The organism is Qipengyuania gaetbuli, assembly GCF_009827315.1.
Lineage (GTDB): Bacteria > Pseudomonadota > Alphaproteobacteria > Sphingomonadales > Sphingomonadaceae > Qipengyuania > Qipengyuania gaetbuli.
This window is the reverse complement of the sequence record NZ_WTYF01000004.1, coordinates 110,465-124,184: the sequence shown is the minus strand read 5'-3', so window position 1 is coordinate 124,184 and position 13,720 is coordinate 110,465. Positions and strand designations below refer to the sequence as shown.

Here is a 13,720-nt window from a genome sequence, read left to right as displayed (position 1 = left end):
ACAAGGTCACCTTACTTGCGGGGCGCGACGCCGTGCGCTGCATAACGGGCCGCCAGTTCCGGCGCCATCCGCAGCGCCCGCTCCACATCGACCCGGCCGCCCTTGTCGCCCTTTTCCAGTCGCACGATACCGCGCAGGTAAAGCGAGGCGGACAGGTTGGGCGCCAGTTCCAACGCGCTGTCGAGATCTTTCAGCGCAGCGTCGAAATTGCCCAAGCGGTAGCTGACCATCGCCCGGCTATCGAGCATGGGCGCGCTGTTGGATGCCCGTTCGATCGCCTTGGTGCAGGTCGGCATGGCGCCTTCCGCTTCGATATCGAACAGGCCGCGGAACCAGCAATCGGCGTTGAGGACAGACGCATTGGTCGGCTTGGCGGCAACCTGCCGCGACAGCACTTCGAGCGCATCCTGCGTGCGGCCAGCAAGCCCTGCCACGGTAGCATAGGTGCTGGCGAAGGATCCTTCCTCGTCATCGCCGACCGGCAGCGAATCGAGCAGTTCGAGCGCCTCGTCGCGCTTGCCGGCATAGGCCAGCATTTCGGCAAGGCTGAACGCATAGGCCGACGCCGGATCGAGATCATAGGCCATCTGCGCATCGGCAATACCCGCCTCGCGGTTGCCCAGCGCCTCGTGCACGGCACCGCGCCAGCTGTAGAGATTGGCGCTCGGCTGGTTCTCGATCAGCGTGTCGAGATCTTCGAGCACGCCCTTCCAGTCGAAAATCTGCGCCCTGAAACTGGCGCGCTGGCTTAGCGGCCCCCAATCATCGCTGGATGCGAAGGCGACGGCCTTGTCATATGCCTCGACCAGCGGCGCGGTGCGGCGGGCCAGCTCCTTGGCATCGAATTCCCAGCGCCAGGCGAAATTCTCCGGCGCTAGCAGTTCGGACTTGATCGAGTTGATCTCACGCACCTTGCGCTTGTGGGCCGGAAGCTCGGACGCGGGCACCTCGCCAAGATCCTGCCAGACATCGACATTATAGGTCACCTTGTTGCCGACGTGCCTGGTGACCCCTTTGAGGGTCGTGTTTGCAAAACCGGTGTCGATCGACTCCGGACCGGTATTTTCGAACCCTTCCAGCCCCTCGGGAAGGATGAGGGTTGCAGCGATACGGTTGTATTGCGGCCCCGGGGTAAACACGGGAATGTCGCGCCATTCCGAACGCGCGCGATCGGGGTTGAAATTATACTGCTCCGACTGATCGGAGGAAAGCCGCAGGCGTCCGTCGCGCCAGGTGAAATCGCCCGGCATCACGCCCTTGACCTCCAGCACGCCGGCAGCTGCCTCGTCATCATATTCGAGCGTGACAGAAGTCACCGCCCCGCCCGGTCCGGTCGAGAATCCTTGCGCGAACTGTTTCAGCTTGTCCTCGTCCGCCTCGTCGGCAGCCGCGCGGAAGCCTGCGCCCCGCGCGCCGTAGATCGACATCTTGAGCGTAAACAGCGCCGGAAAATCGACTCCGGCTGAATAATCGCTGGTGAGGTCCATGACCATGTCGGGCCACGGCTGGCGGCGCTGCGTCATGGGGACGAGGCCGGAGCCTCCTTCGCTTAGCGGAAGGGCATAATAGAAGGCCGGGACTTCGCCGATATTGGTCAGCCGCGTCGCGGTGCTTGTCCCGTCGAGCCAGTAGTCGGTGCCGCCAACATTGGCGTGTACGATCATGTGATCGAAATTGCCCGGGATCGGCAGGAGTTCGGGAAGCGCATCGCCGCCCATCGTGGTGACAAGCACCGGCCGCGCATCGATGCCCATGCGGGACAGCAGCGAATACAGCAGTACCGACTTGGCCTTGCAGTCGCCGTAACGCTTCTCCCAGGTCTCTGCGGCCGATTGCGGCATGTAGTTCCCGCCATCGAGCCCGTTGAGGAGGTAGCTGACTTCGTCCTGCACAAGGCGCAGGGCCAACGCGGTCCGCTCCAGCGGGTCGCCCGTCTTGGCCATGATCTCGCGTGCCTTGGCGGCAACCGCGCTATCGTCGGCGACCTTGGCGGCTTTCTCGTAATGGGGCGCGAATGAGCGGGACAGTTCCTGCCAGTCGGCAAAGGTACCGACGCGCAGGATCGGATCGCGATTGAACCGCGAAGGTGCGTCGCCGGGCATTTCCGGCGGCTCGGCGATCGGTAGGGAGACCGTCAGCGTGCGATAGCCGTCACGAGTGACCGGCTGCGGGAGGCGGGCGAAATCTTCCGCGCCGAAATAGACATCGGTGCCTTCGGGCCAGCTCACGATCGCGCGCGAAAAGCCGACCTGCCAAGGCGCGGGCACAAGGTACTGCGACGATTGCATTTCCTTGCCCAGCGCCTGGTCGGCAATGGTCACGGTATGGCTCACCCGCAGAATATCGCCGACCTGCAGGCCGGGGACAGCCAGCGTCGCGGTCAGCTGGCCATCGAGCAGTCGCTGCTCCAGCCCCTGTTCACGGCGAAGCACATCGAACTGGGCGCCCGAGGCGATCACGTCGATGATCTCCGCGCCGCGGATGATCTGCACCTGGTGGACGGTGAGGTCGCCCTTGTCCGGCAGCCATGCGAGCGTGACCGTACCGTGCTCCATCAGGAGGTCCGGATTGTCGATCCTGATGGCCGTGTCGGCGTATTCGCTCACCACGCCGTTTTCGAGGCGATGCTGCCAATCGTAGATCAGCGCCGAAGGATCGCTTTCAACGTTCACCCGCGACAGCGCCACCTTGTCGACCCATTCCGGCGCGTCCCCGTAAATCACCTTGTCACCCGCATGGGCAGGAGCGGCCAGCGCCAGCCAGATTGCTGCGCCTGTGGCGAGGGAAATTTTTGCGGCCGATTGGATCGATTGGTCGTTCATGAAGAACAACTTACCGCAATCGCAGCCGCTTGCAATCGAACAAGCGCGGCTGTGCGATAATGGCGAAATCGTCCAATAACGTATGCGCAACCGGCCGTGCGCCCTTGCCAGTTCGGGCTGCCTTGCCTAGCGCGCTGCGCAAACGCCAGCCCTGCCTTTTCTTCACGGAGTCGACCGATGGTCCCCCGCTATGCCCGCCCTGCCATGACCGCTCTCTGGGAGCCGGAAGCTAAATACCGCATCTGGTTCGAGATCGAAGCCCACGCGACCGAGAAGCTCGGCGAACTCGGCGTGGTGCCGAAAAGCGCGGCCAAGGCCCTGTGGGACTGGTGGGCCACCGACCCGAAGATCGACGTGGAAGCCATCGACGCGATCGAGGCCGTCACCAAGCACGACGTGATCGCCTTCCTCACCTGGGTTGCCGAAAACGTCGGCGATGAGGCGCGTTTCATGCACCAGGGCATGACCAGCAGCGATGTGCTCGACACCACGCTGGCCGTGCAGCTGGCCCGCGCAACCGATATCCTGCTCGAGGACATGGACGCCCTGCTCGAAGCGATCGAGCGCCGGGCGAAAGAGCACAAATACACGCCGACGATCGGCCGCAGCCACGGCATCCATGCAGAGCCGGTGACCTTCGGCCTCAAGCTTGCCCAGGCCTATGCCGAATTCGACCGCTGCAAGACCCGCCTCCTCGCCGCACGCGAAGAAATCGCGACCTGCGCGATTTCGGGCGCGGTCGGCACCTTCGCCAATATCGATCCGTCGGTCGAGGAATATGTCGCTCAGAAGATGGGCCTCAAGGCAGAGCCCGTCTCGACGCAGGTCATACCGCGCGACCGCCACGCCATGTATTTTTCCACGCTCGCCGTGATTGCCGGCTCGATCGAACGCCTTGCCGTGGAAATCCGCCATCTCCAGCGCACCGAAGTGCTGGAAGCCGAGGAATATTTCTCGCCCGGCCAGAAGGGTTCGTCGGCCATGCCGCACAAGCGCAACCCGATCCTGACCGAGAACCTGACCGGCCAGGCCCGCATGATACGCGCCTATGCCCTGCCCGCGCTGGAAAACGTGGCGCTGTGGCACGAGCGCGATATCTCGCACTCGTCGGTCGAACGCTTCATCGGTCCCGATGCGACCATCACGCTCGACTTCGCGCTTGCCCGCTTGACCGGCGTGGTCGACAAGCTCCTCGTCTATCCCGAGCGTATGCAGGCGAACATGGACCGGATGGGCGGCCTCATTCACTCGCAGCGCGTCCTTCTCGCCCTCACCCAGAACGGCGTGAGCCGCGAGGATGCCTATCGCCTTGTCCAGCGCAACGCGATGAAGGTCTGGGAATCGGACGGCAGGCTGATGCTGCTTGACCTGCTGAAGCAGGACGAGGAAGTGACCGCCGCGCTGACCGTCGAACAGCTCGAGGAACGGTTCGACCTCGACTATCACTTCAAGCACGTCGACACGATTTTCGACCGCGTCTTCGGCTGACCTTGCCGCGCGGGTGATGCGCGCCTAGCATCGCGGCCAAACAGCTGAGGGGTAACGCAGAATGCAGATTGTCCGGACGATCCTTTGGGTATTGCTGCTGGTGGCGGTGCTCGCCTTCTCCTTCGGCAATTGGGACAAGCAGATCGACGTACGCATCTGGCCCGGCATCGTCTGGGATACGCGCGTCCCTGCGCTCGTGATCGTCTCGTTCATGATCGGGCTCATCCCGATGTGGCTCTATCACCGCGGCGTCCGCTGGCGGCAGGCCCGCCGCATCTCCGCACTGGAGCAGGCAACTGCCAAGATGGCGAGCCCGCGGGTGGACGATACGCCTGTCACTGCCCCGGCTCCCGTCGAAGCCAACGCCTCGCCCGCTGCGGAACCGGCCAATCCGGTCGAGCCCGAACCCGACCAGCGGGCATGAGCAATCCGATCTACCTTGCGCTGGACGTCCCGCGCCTGAGGGACGGCGTCGCCCTGGCCGAGAAGGTCAAAGCGCATGTTGGCGGCATCAAGCTGGGCCTCGAATTCTTCTGCGCGCACGGGGCACACGGGGTGCACATGATCGGCCAGCTCGGCCTGCCGATCTTCCTCGACCTCAAGCTTTACGACATCCCCAACACCGTGGCCGGCGCGATGCACGCGATCCATTCGCTGGAGCCAGCCATCATCACCATCCACGCCAGCGGCGGGCGGGCCATGATGGAAGACGCCAAGGCTGCAGCCGGTGAGCATACGAAGGTGGTGGGCGTTACCATGCTGACCAGCATGGACGACCGAGACTTGCAGCGCACAGGCGTGCAGGGAAGCGCGCACGACCACGTCATGCGCCTTGCCGAACTGGCGCACAAAAGCGGGCTCGACGGCATCGTGTGCTCCGGCCACGAGGTGAAAGCAGTCCACAGCCAGTGGAAGGACGGCTATTTCGTCGTTCCCGGCCTGCGCCCGGCAGGCAGCGCCGTGGGCGACCAGAAACGCGTAGTCACGCCGCGCCAGGCACGCGACGACGGGGCCAGCGTGCTGGTCATCGGTCGTCCGATCAGCCGGGCCGACGATCCGGCCGAAGCCGCGCGCGCGATCGAGGCGACACTTTGAGTCGATTCGAAGAGGCGTCGCCGAAAGACGCCGAAGATATCCGGCAGCTGGTCGAAAGCGCCTATCGCGGCGATTCCGCGCGCCAGGGCTGGACCCACGAGGCCGACCTCCTTGATGGTGAGCGCACCTCGATGAGCGAGATCGAGCGTATGATCGGCGCCCCTGATATCGCCCTGTGTGTTGCACGCAACGAAGAGCACAGGATCGTCGGCTGCGTTGCCGTGACCGCTGTCAGCGACTCGCTCGGTTACCTCGGCATGCTGACCGTGTCCCCTACCCTGCAATCGGCAGGCCTGGGAACGAAGCTCCTGCGCGGAGCCGAGGAGAAAGCACGCTCAATGGGTCTGAAGGTCATGGAAATGACCGTCATCTCGCAGCGAGACTCGCTGATCGCATGGTACGAACGCAGCGGCTATCGTCCGACCGGCGAAAGGCGGCCCTTCCCCATCCTGCGCGATCCGCCGCTCGAATTCGTGGTTCTGGCAAAGCCGCTGTCGGCTGACTAGGTAGACGCAATGGGAGCCCCCCTGATCAAGATCTGCGGCATTGCAACTGCCGAAGCGCTGGACGCCGCGATCACCTCGCAGGCCGATTTCGTGGGGCTGGTGTTCTTTCCGCCCTCTCCCCGACATGTCGACGGACACGCTGCGGCGGCGCTTGCCGCAAGGGCTGGCAGCCGCATCCGGCGGGTCGGACTGTTCGTCGATGCAGACGATAGCACAATGGCGGAAGGCATTGCCGCCGGGAGGCTTGATGCGGTGCAATTGCACGGTGAGGAGACACCGGCGCACGTCGCACAGGTCAAGGCGCGGTTCGGCTTGCCGGTCTGGAAGGCTATCCCGGTATCAACTGCCGCCGATGTAGTCCGGGCCGAAGACTATCGCGGTGTGGCAGACCTGCTGTTGTTCGACGCGAAAACGCCGAAGGACGCGGCGCTTCCTGGCGGGATGGGGCTGCGGTTCGACTGGTCGCTGCTTGCAGCCCAGAAAGGCCGGTCCGGCTGGGGCCTTGCCGGCGGTCTGTCTCCTGCCAATGTTGCGGGAGCGCTCCACCAGACCGCAGCCCCGTTGGTCGATACGTCTTCCGGCGTCGAAACGGCTCCCGGCAATAAGGACCCGGACCTCATCCGTGCCTTCTGCGAAGCTGCCCAAGGCGCTTGACGCAGGCGCCAATCCTGCTATGCGCGCGCCTTCGCTAATTGGCCCCGCACCCCGGTGAAGCGGTGGCCGCGTAGAAATCCCACGATTTCTGCGGTGCGATGCCGGGTTGGATGGCCACCGCTGGGGTGGCTCAGCAAATTGAAGGATACGACTCATGTCGAAGCGCAAGAGCGCCAAGTACAAACTCGACCGCCGGATGGGTGAAAACATCTGGGGTCGTCCGAATTCCCCGGTCAACAAGCGTTCGTATGGCCCCGGCCAGCACGGCCAGCGCCGCAAGGGCAAGATGTCCGACTTCGGCCTGCAGCTGCGCGCCAAGCAGAAGCTCAAGGGCTACTACGGCGACGTGACCGAAAAGCAGTTCAAGCGCACCTACCAGGAAGCGTCGCGCATGAAGGGCGACACCGGCCAGAACCTGATCGGCCTGCTCGAGCAGCGTCTGGACATGGTCGTCTATCGCGCCAAGTTCGCTCCGACCATCTTCGCCGCCCGCCAGATCGTGAGCCACGGCCACATCTACCTCAACGGCGTGAAGACCAACATCGCCTCGGCCCGCGTGAAGGTCGGCGACGTCGTCAGCCTCGGCAGCAAGGCCAAGGAGATGGCTCTCGTCATCGAAGCGCAGAGCCTGCCCGAGCGTGAAATCCCGGACTACGTTGCTCCGGACGGCAACGACAAGATCACGTTCACCCGCGTGCCGAAGCTCGACGAAGTGCCCTACCCGGTCACCATGGAACCGAACCTGGTCGTCGAATTCTATTCGCGCTGATCGGTCCGGCAACGGAACACGAAAGGGCGGCCCTTCGGGGCCGCCCTTTTCATTTGTATACGATATTTCAATAGCTTGTGGGAACTTGCGACATCCAGCGCGTTATTGCGGTGCAATGACAGTCTACCGCTATCTCACCCGCACGCGCATCGGCAAATGGTACGCCTCGCTTGCCGATGCGCAGCGGCAGGCGAACGCCATCGGGGCGGGTTTCACTGAACCGAACGGGGACTTCGTCGCCTATCGCGGGACCATCCTCGAAATGCGCGAGAAACCGCCTCAGCGTGAATGGGCACGGCGCAAGGACCAGTAGACCATCGATGCAATGATGGCGGTAATCACTCCGCCCCAGAACCAGTAAGGCAGGAACAGCGCCTGCGCGATGTGGCCGGTGTCGGAGATCTGCGGCCGGCCGTCCAGCATGCCGTCCGCGCTGAAGAGATAGTCGAAGTCGCGGTAGATGCTGATGCAGCCCTGCACACCCAAGAACTGCACGGCGAACTTGCGATGGTTCTGCGCTCCGCGAAAGGCCAGCCACAGGCATGCCGCCCCGACTGCCGGCAGCACGACCCAGCCCGTAAGCGAGCGCACCCAGATCAGCGTCGATGCAAGCAGTACGATGCCGAGTACGGCGAGCGCTGCGGTCGTTGCGCGCCGCGTTTGCGATGACAGGATAAGCGCGCAACCTGCTGCGGTCGGTCCCAGCAGACCCGCCGCGGCTATCGCTGCGCTGGAAATACGCGATGGCTCGACCTCACCCACGTGGAGAGCGTAGCCCGAACCATTGGCGAAGATGACTAGCCGCTCGAAATCATTGCCGAATGCCATGGCCGCCAACCCGTGTCCCATCTCGTGGAACCAGGTCGACAGGATCGTGAAGGGATAGAGCAGGTAGCCGCCATAGGGCGAATGCCATAGCAGTATGGTCGCAAATGCGAGGACCACCAGCATGGTGATCTCTTCGCGCGGGCTGCGGCCGGAAAAGTTTCCGTTTGCAGACCCGTTCGTGGCGCGCCAGCGCTCCATCCTGCTCCTGTTCCTCCGACATTTGCTCGGAAAATTCTGGTTTTCGGTCAGATCATGCCCGACTTACCGCGATTTACGGGGCGATCAACTTGCCGTCGAACGAAAACAGGTTCCCGCTATGCGAGGCATCGCGGCTGGCAATCACTTCGAGCAGGCGTGATGCCGAATACTCGGGCGTGAAAAGCTTTCCTTCAGGCACATTGCGCTGGAAGGGTACGCTCAGCGCGGTGTCCACTGTTCCGGGATGCAAGCCGATACAGAAAGCGTCGGGCTTCTTGCGCGCCAGTTCCACCGAAAGCGTGCGGATCAGCATGTTGAGTGCCGCCTTGCTGGCGCGGTAGCCATACCATCCCCCCAGCCGGTTGTCGGAAATGCTTCCGACGCGGGCAGAGATGGCCGCGAAGCCTGCCCTCCCCCTTGCCGGCAGGAGCGGCAGGAGATGCTTGGCCACCAGCGCCGGGCCGGTCGCATTGACCGCAAAGTTGCGCGCGAGATTTGCCGCATCGATGTGCCGCCAGTCCTTTTCGGGACCCTCGCCATCCGAATGGAGATAACCCGACGCCACGATCACCAGGTCGAGTTCGCCCCCTTCCGCTATTGTGGCGGCGGCTGCGGCGATACTCGTTTCGACTTCGAGGTCGAGATAGAGCGTGCCTTCGCCAGCACTGCGAGAAAGGCGCACAACCTGCGTCCCCGATGCTTCCAGTCCCGCAGCCAAGGCAGCGCCGATTCCTCCCGACGCGCCGATGACCGCTGCGCGCCGCCAGTTCATCACTCGCCGCTGCCGAGATAGTCGCGTCGGAAGTCGGCCGCGAAGGTCGCAAACCAGCCCGCCCCGATCGCATCGCGCATCGTCTGCATCAGCTGCTGGTAGAAGGCGATATTGTGCTCGGTCATCAGCATCGCGCCGAGGATCTCACCCGCTTTGTTCAAGTGATGCAGGTAGGCGCGCGAATAAGTCGAGCAGACCGAACAGGAACACCGTGCATCGAGCGGCTCCTGGTCTTCCGCAAACCGCGCATTGCGTAGGTTGAGCGGACCATTCCAGGTAAAGGCTTGCCCATTGCGACCGGACCGGCTGGGCAGGACGCAATCGAACATGTCCACCCCGCGCTCCACCGCGCCGACAAGGTCATCGGGCTTTCCGACCCCCATCAGATAGCGCGGGCGGTCCTGCGGCAGCTGTTGCGGAGCGAATTCGAGCGTGGCGAACATTGCCTCCTGCCCCTCGCCTACCGCGAGGCCGCCGATGGCGTAGCCGTCGAAACCGATGTCGGTCAGCTTCTCGGCGCTGATCTTGCGCAGTTCCTCGTCCAGCGCGCCCTGCTGGATGCCGAACAGGGCGGCACGTTCAGCGTGCTCGCCGCCCGCATCGAAGCCGTCCCGGCTGCGCTTCGCCCAGCGCATGCTCATTTCCATACTGGCGGCGATCTCGTCGCGCGGGCGGTCGGCGCGGGGGCATTCGTCGAAAGCCATGACGATATCGCTGCCGAGCAGGCGCTGGATTTCCATCGACCTTTCTGGCGTCAGCATATGCTTCGAACCATCGATATGGCTGCGAAACTCGACGCCCTTTTCGGTCAGCTTGCGCAAGTCCGACAGGCTCATCACCTGGTAGCCGCCGCTGTCGGTCAGGATCGGGCGATCCCAGTTCATGAACTTGTGCAGTCCGCCCAGCCGCGCCACGCGCTCGGCCCCGGGCCGCAGCATCAGGTGATAGGTATTGCCAAGGATGATGTCCGCCCCGGTGGCACGCACCGTCTCCGGCTTCATCGCCTTGACCGTAGCCGCCGTGCCAACAGGCATGAAGGCAGGCGTGCGGATGTCACCGCGCAGCATCTCGATCCGCCCGGTTCTTGCGCGGCCGTCGGTCGCATCGATGGTGAAGGAAAAGCGCTTTGCCATGTCAGAAGCCGTAGATCAGCGTCGCGCGGGTCAGCGTGTCGGTCGACACTTTCCCCACAGGCGGATTGCTGTCGTAATCCAACTGGTAGGACAGTCGCGAACGCAGCCGGTTGGTGACCTTGAAATCGAGGCCGCTGACGAAGGTCAGGCTGGTGTTCGACCCGTCGACGATCAGCTGGGCCTCGCCCCCCGTTTCCGCCAGCGCGTTGGCGTCCTGCGAGAAGGTCAGGCGCTCGAAAACCTTCCAGTCGAAATCAAGACCGGCAAGCGCGGCAATGCGGCTTTCGGTACGCCCGTCGGTGTATTCGGTCACGCGATAGGCAGGGCCGGCCTTCACCGAGAGGGACAGGTCGCCGCTATCCACCAGCTTGTAACCGACGCCGCCCGATGCGGCATAGCGGCCGGAGAAACCCTGGATCTTGTCGCTTTCGAACTGTGCCAGGCCATAGACGAACATGCGCTCGTTGAACTGCCAGCGCGGTTCGTAGGAGAAGAGATACTGCTCGCGGCTCGTGGTGCCGTTCTGGCGCTGGTAATCCACGCGGGCCTGCAGGCGGTGGCTCCAGTCTATGCCCTCGCGCTTCAGCTTGAGCGAAGCGGCGATCCCGACGCTGTCGGTATTGCCGGAAGACTGGAAGCCGCCAAGCTCGCCCTCGCCCTTCCACAGCTCGAACATTCCGGCATTCTCGATTTTCGCGAGCCGCGCTTCCTCCGCTGCCGCATCGCGCTCGGCCTTTGCCGCTTTCCAGCCGCTCTCGAGCGCGCCGATTTCGGCGGCATCTTCAGGGAAGGAACTGCGCGCGACCGAGATCACTGCATCGACCTTTGCCGCGTCGCCGGTCGCGATGGCATTTTCGATCATGGTACGCGCGGCATCCGGAAGCTCCGCGTGGGCAGCTACTGGCTGCATCGCGAGGCAGGCGGCAATCAGGATGGAGGGCCGGAAAAACATAAGCGCCCGCTAGCGAGGCAGAGGCCTTCTGTCACCCCATTCGCCGCTACGAGGCATCCAACGGAAAGGGGCGACCGCGAACTGCGCGGCCGCCCCCGTTCATCCGGAACCGGATGAGATCAGAAGCTGAAGGTAACGCCGGTGGTTGCCCGCATCGTGTCGAAGCCGACGCTGTCGAAGTTCACGCGCAAGGCGATCCCGCCGATGGGAAATTCGACGCCGGCGCCCACCAGATAGTCACCGCCGCTATCGTCGAGGTCGTCGAGGCTTCCTGCCGGCGGTTCGGGCTCGGTCAGCTTGTACGGATCGAGATCGATAACCTGATAGCCGCCGCGGAGATAGAACTTGGCACCGCCCTCGGCCATGTAGCCGAGCCGTACCGATGCCCCGTATTCGCTATCCACCGCATCGGTGCCGAAGTGATAATTGCCTTCCACGCCGGCGAAGAAGCTCTCGGAGACAGGTACGTCGACACCGGCAACCACACCAAGAATCGGGCTGGAATCGGTGATTTCGAAGCCTTCGAGGGCGATCGTCACCTCGTCGTCGACGCCGAGGTCGTGATAGCCGGCAGACACGCCGATGAACGGCTGCGCTCCGGCAGTCGCATCCTGCGCCTGGGCGGAGGCCGGAACAACAGCGGCAGCGAGCCCTGCACCTGCAAGGAAAATCATCTTCTTCATGCTTGTCGTTTCCCTGACAAATGGCGCCGGATGATCCGGTGCCGTGCCGTTATATGATGGCAAAACACTGTCTGGTAAATGAACGAAAACGAAGAGAAATTCAGGGACGCGTCAGGCGCGCAGTCGCCAGCCCGTCTTGAAGATGTAGGCGATGATCGCGACGCAGACGGCAAGGAAGCCGAGCGTGATGGCAAAGCTGATCCTGATGTCGACGTCGCTCGACCCGTAGAACGTCCAGCGCAGGCCGCTGACAAGGTAGACGATCGGGTTTGCCAGTGCGATCGTATCCCACGGCTTGGGCAGCATATCGATCGAATAGAACGTACCGCCAAGGAAGGTGAGCGGGGTCAGGAACAGCATCGGGATGATGCCCAGCTTCTCGAAATTGTCGGCCCAGATGCCGAGGATGAAGCCGAACAGGCTGAAGGCCGCGGCCACCAGCATGATGTAGACGACCGCCAGCAGCGGATGGGCGATCGAGTAGTCCACGAACAGGCGCGCCGTCACGAGGATGATCGCCGCAAGGATCAGGCTCTTGGTCGCCGCAGCCCCGACGAAGCCGATCAGCGTCTCGGCCACCCCGACCGGAGCACTGAGCAGCTCGTAAATCGTGCCGGTGAAGCGCGGCATGTAGATGCCGAAACTGGAATTACTGGTCGTCTCACCCAGCAGCGTCAGCATGAGCAGGCCCGGGATGATGAAGGCGCCGTAATCGACTCCACCAAGGTCGGGCATCCGGCCCCCGATGGCGGCACCGAATACGATGAAATAGAGCGAGGTCGTAAGCACCGGTGCCAGCACCGACTGGAAGGCGGTACGCAGGAAACGCACCAGCTCGCGCTTGTAGATCGACCAGGTCGAACGCCATCCGATCATGCCGCGACCTCCCCATCGCCCAGGAGGGAAACGAAGATGTCTTCGAGGCTGCTCTCGCGCGTCTCTATGCCTGTGAAATCGATACCCTCGGCCACCAGTGCCTTGGTCAGCTCGGCTACTTCCGCCTTGCCCTTCCCCGTACCGTCACCCCCGCGATAGCACAGCGATGTACCGCCTTCTTCGAGTTCGACGGGAAAGCGGGAAAGCGCCTGAGGCAGCGCGGCGAGCGGAGAGGCCAGCGCGATATGCGCTTCGGTCCGGCCAAGCCGCGCCATCATGGCTTCCTTTTCATCGACCATCAGCAGCTTGCCGCGATTGATGATTCCGACCCGGTCGGCCATCAGCTCGGCTTCCTCGATGTAATGCGTGGTTAAGATGATGGTGACGCCGCGCGCGCGCATCTGGTCGATGATCGCCCACATGCCCTTGCGGAGTTCGACATCGACGCCGGCGGTCGGCTCGTCGAGGAACAGCAGGTCCGGCTCGTGCGCCAGCGCCTTGGCGATCAGCACGCGCCGCTTCATCCCGCCAGACAGCGCCATGATCCGTTCGTCCCGCTTGTCCCAGAGGCTGAGGCTGCGCAGGATTTCCTCGATCCGCGCCGGGTCAGGTGCAAGGCCGAAAAGGCCGCGCGAATAGCTGACCGCACGGATCACTGGCTCGAACATGTCGGTGCTGAGTTCCTGCGGCACCAGGCCGATCCGCGCCCGCGCCTTGCGCCAGTCGGTCGCCAGATCGTGCCCGAAAGCAACCATCCGGCCAGAGCTTGGCCGTACCAGCCCGCAAACCGCCCCGATCAGCGTTGTCTTGCCGGCGCCATTCGGGCCGAGCAGCGCGAAAATCTCGCCCGGCCTGATCGAAAGGCTGACATCGTCGAGCGCCTTGAGCCCGCCGGGATAAACCTTGGTCAGGCGCTCGAGTTCGAGGATCGGCGGGCTTTCCAG

General features: G+C 63.5%; 15 protein-coding genes. 7 read left to right on the top strand and 8 right to left on the bottom strand.

From position 1 onward, the window contains the following. Positions 1 to 11 precede the first annotated feature (11 nt). Positions 12 to 2,822: a DUF3857 and transglutaminase domain-containing protein gene (locus tag GRI42_RS02915; RefSeq protein ID WP_160606762.1), complete on the bottom strand. Its 2,811-nt coding sequence runs from the start codon at positions 2,820 to 2,822 to the stop codon at positions 12 to 14. Between the two features lie 177 nt (positions 2,823 to 2,999). Here GRI42_RS02915 and purB point away from each other — a divergent pair, with 177 nt between their 5' ends. The 7 genes from purB (at position 3,000) to GRI42_RS02880 (ending at position 7,647) form a co-directional block, all read left to right on the top strand. Then, entirely contained in the window at positions 3,000 to 4,310 is a 1,311-nt protein-coding gene (gene purB, locus GRI42_RS02910) for an adenylosuccinate lyase (RefSeq protein ID WP_160606760.1), read from the top strand. Positions 4,311 to 4,371: 61 nt separating this feature from the next. Beyond that, positions 4,372 to 4,734: a DUF1049 domain-containing protein gene (locus GRI42_RS02905; protein WP_160606758.1), complete on the top strand. Its 363-nt coding sequence runs from the start codon at positions 4,372 to 4,374 to the stop codon at positions 4,732 to 4,734. Next, positions 4,731 to 5,405 (top strand): orotidine-5'-phosphate decarboxylase, encoded by a 675-nt coding sequence (gene pyrF / locus GRI42_RS02900; RefSeq protein WP_160606756.1) that lies wholly within the window; start codon positions 4,731 to 4,733, stop codon positions 5,403 to 5,405. The genes GRI42_RS02905 and pyrF overlap by 4 nt, the downstream gene beginning before the upstream one ends. Continuing rightward, positions 5,402 to 5,911 (top strand): GNAT family N-acetyltransferase, encoded by a 510-nt coding sequence (locus GRI42_RS02895; protein WP_199800417.1) that lies wholly within the window; start codon positions 5,402 to 5,404, stop codon positions 5,909 to 5,911. Before pyrF ends, GRI42_RS02895 begins: the two co-directional genes overlap by 4 nt. Before the next feature lie 9 nt (positions 5,912 to 5,920). Continuing rightward, complete coding sequence (locus GRI42_RS02890; RefSeq protein WP_160606754.1) at positions 5,921 to 6,565, top strand: phosphoribosylanthranilate isomerase; 645 nt, start codon at positions 5,921 to 5,923, stop codon at positions 6,563 to 6,565. 154 nt (positions 6,566 to 6,719) lie between these two features. Then, entirely contained in the window at positions 6,720 to 7,334 is a 615-nt protein-coding gene (rpsD, locus tag GRI42_RS02885) for a 30S ribosomal protein S4 (RefSeq protein ID WP_160606752.1), read from the top strand. 115 nt (positions 7,335 to 7,449) lie between these two features. Further along, the gene (locus GRI42_RS02880) at positions 7,450 to 7,647 is read left to right on the top strand and encodes a hypothetical protein (RefSeq protein WP_160606750.1); all 198 of its coding nucleotides are present in this window, start codon (positions 7,450 to 7,452) and stop codon (positions 7,645 to 7,647) included. Here the strand turns inward: GRI42_RS02880 and GRI42_RS02875 are convergent. From GRI42_RS02875 to GRI42_RS02845, 7 genes are all read right to left on the bottom strand, one after another. Further along, positions 7,614 to 8,360 carry a M50 family metallopeptidase gene (locus GRI42_RS02875; RefSeq protein ID WP_160606748.1) on the bottom strand — a complete coding sequence of 249 codons (747 nt, stop codon included), beginning with the start codon at positions 8,358 to 8,360 and terminating at the stop codon, positions 7,614 to 7,616. The two genes, GRI42_RS02880 and GRI42_RS02875, sit on opposite strands and share 34 nt — an antisense overlap. A 73-nt stretch (positions 8,361 to 8,433) precedes the next feature. Further along, on the bottom strand, positions 8,434 to 9,132 hold the full coding sequence (locus GRI42_RS02870) for an SDR family NAD(P)-dependent oxidoreductase (RefSeq protein WP_160606746.1): 699 nt from the start codon (positions 9,130 to 9,132) through the stop codon (positions 8,434 to 8,436). Next, on the bottom strand, positions 9,132 to 10,265 hold the full coding sequence (gene tgt, locus GRI42_RS02865) for a tRNA guanosine(34) transglycosylase Tgt (RefSeq protein WP_160606744.1): 1,134 nt from the start codon (positions 10,263 to 10,265) through the stop codon (positions 9,132 to 9,134). Before tgt ends, GRI42_RS02870 begins: the two co-directional genes overlap by 1 nt. A gap of 1 nt (position 10,266) precedes the next feature. After that, positions 10,267 to 11,217 carry a DUF481 domain-containing protein gene (locus GRI42_RS02860; protein ID WP_160606742.1) on the bottom strand — a complete coding sequence of 317 codons (951 nt, stop codon included), beginning with the start codon at positions 11,215 to 11,217 and terminating at the stop codon, positions 10,267 to 10,269. A 119-nt stretch (positions 11,218 to 11,336) separates the two neighbouring features. Further along, positions 11,337 to 11,900 (bottom strand): hypothetical protein, encoded by a 564-nt coding sequence (locus GRI42_RS02855; protein WP_160606740.1) that lies wholly within the window; start codon positions 11,898 to 11,900, stop codon positions 11,337 to 11,339. A 111-nt stretch (positions 11,901 to 12,011) separates the two neighbouring features. After that, positions 12,012 to 12,776 carry an ABC transporter permease gene (locus GRI42_RS02850; protein ID WP_160606738.1) on the bottom strand — a complete coding sequence of 255 codons (765 nt, stop codon included), beginning with the start codon at positions 12,774 to 12,776 and terminating at the stop codon, positions 12,012 to 12,014. Continuing rightward, a complete protein-coding gene (locus tag GRI42_RS02845) occupies positions 12,773 to 13,720 on the bottom strand; it encodes an ABC transporter ATP-binding protein (protein ID WP_160609044.1) in 948 nt (315 codons plus the stop codon). Before GRI42_RS02845 ends, GRI42_RS02850 begins: the two co-directional genes overlap by 4 nt.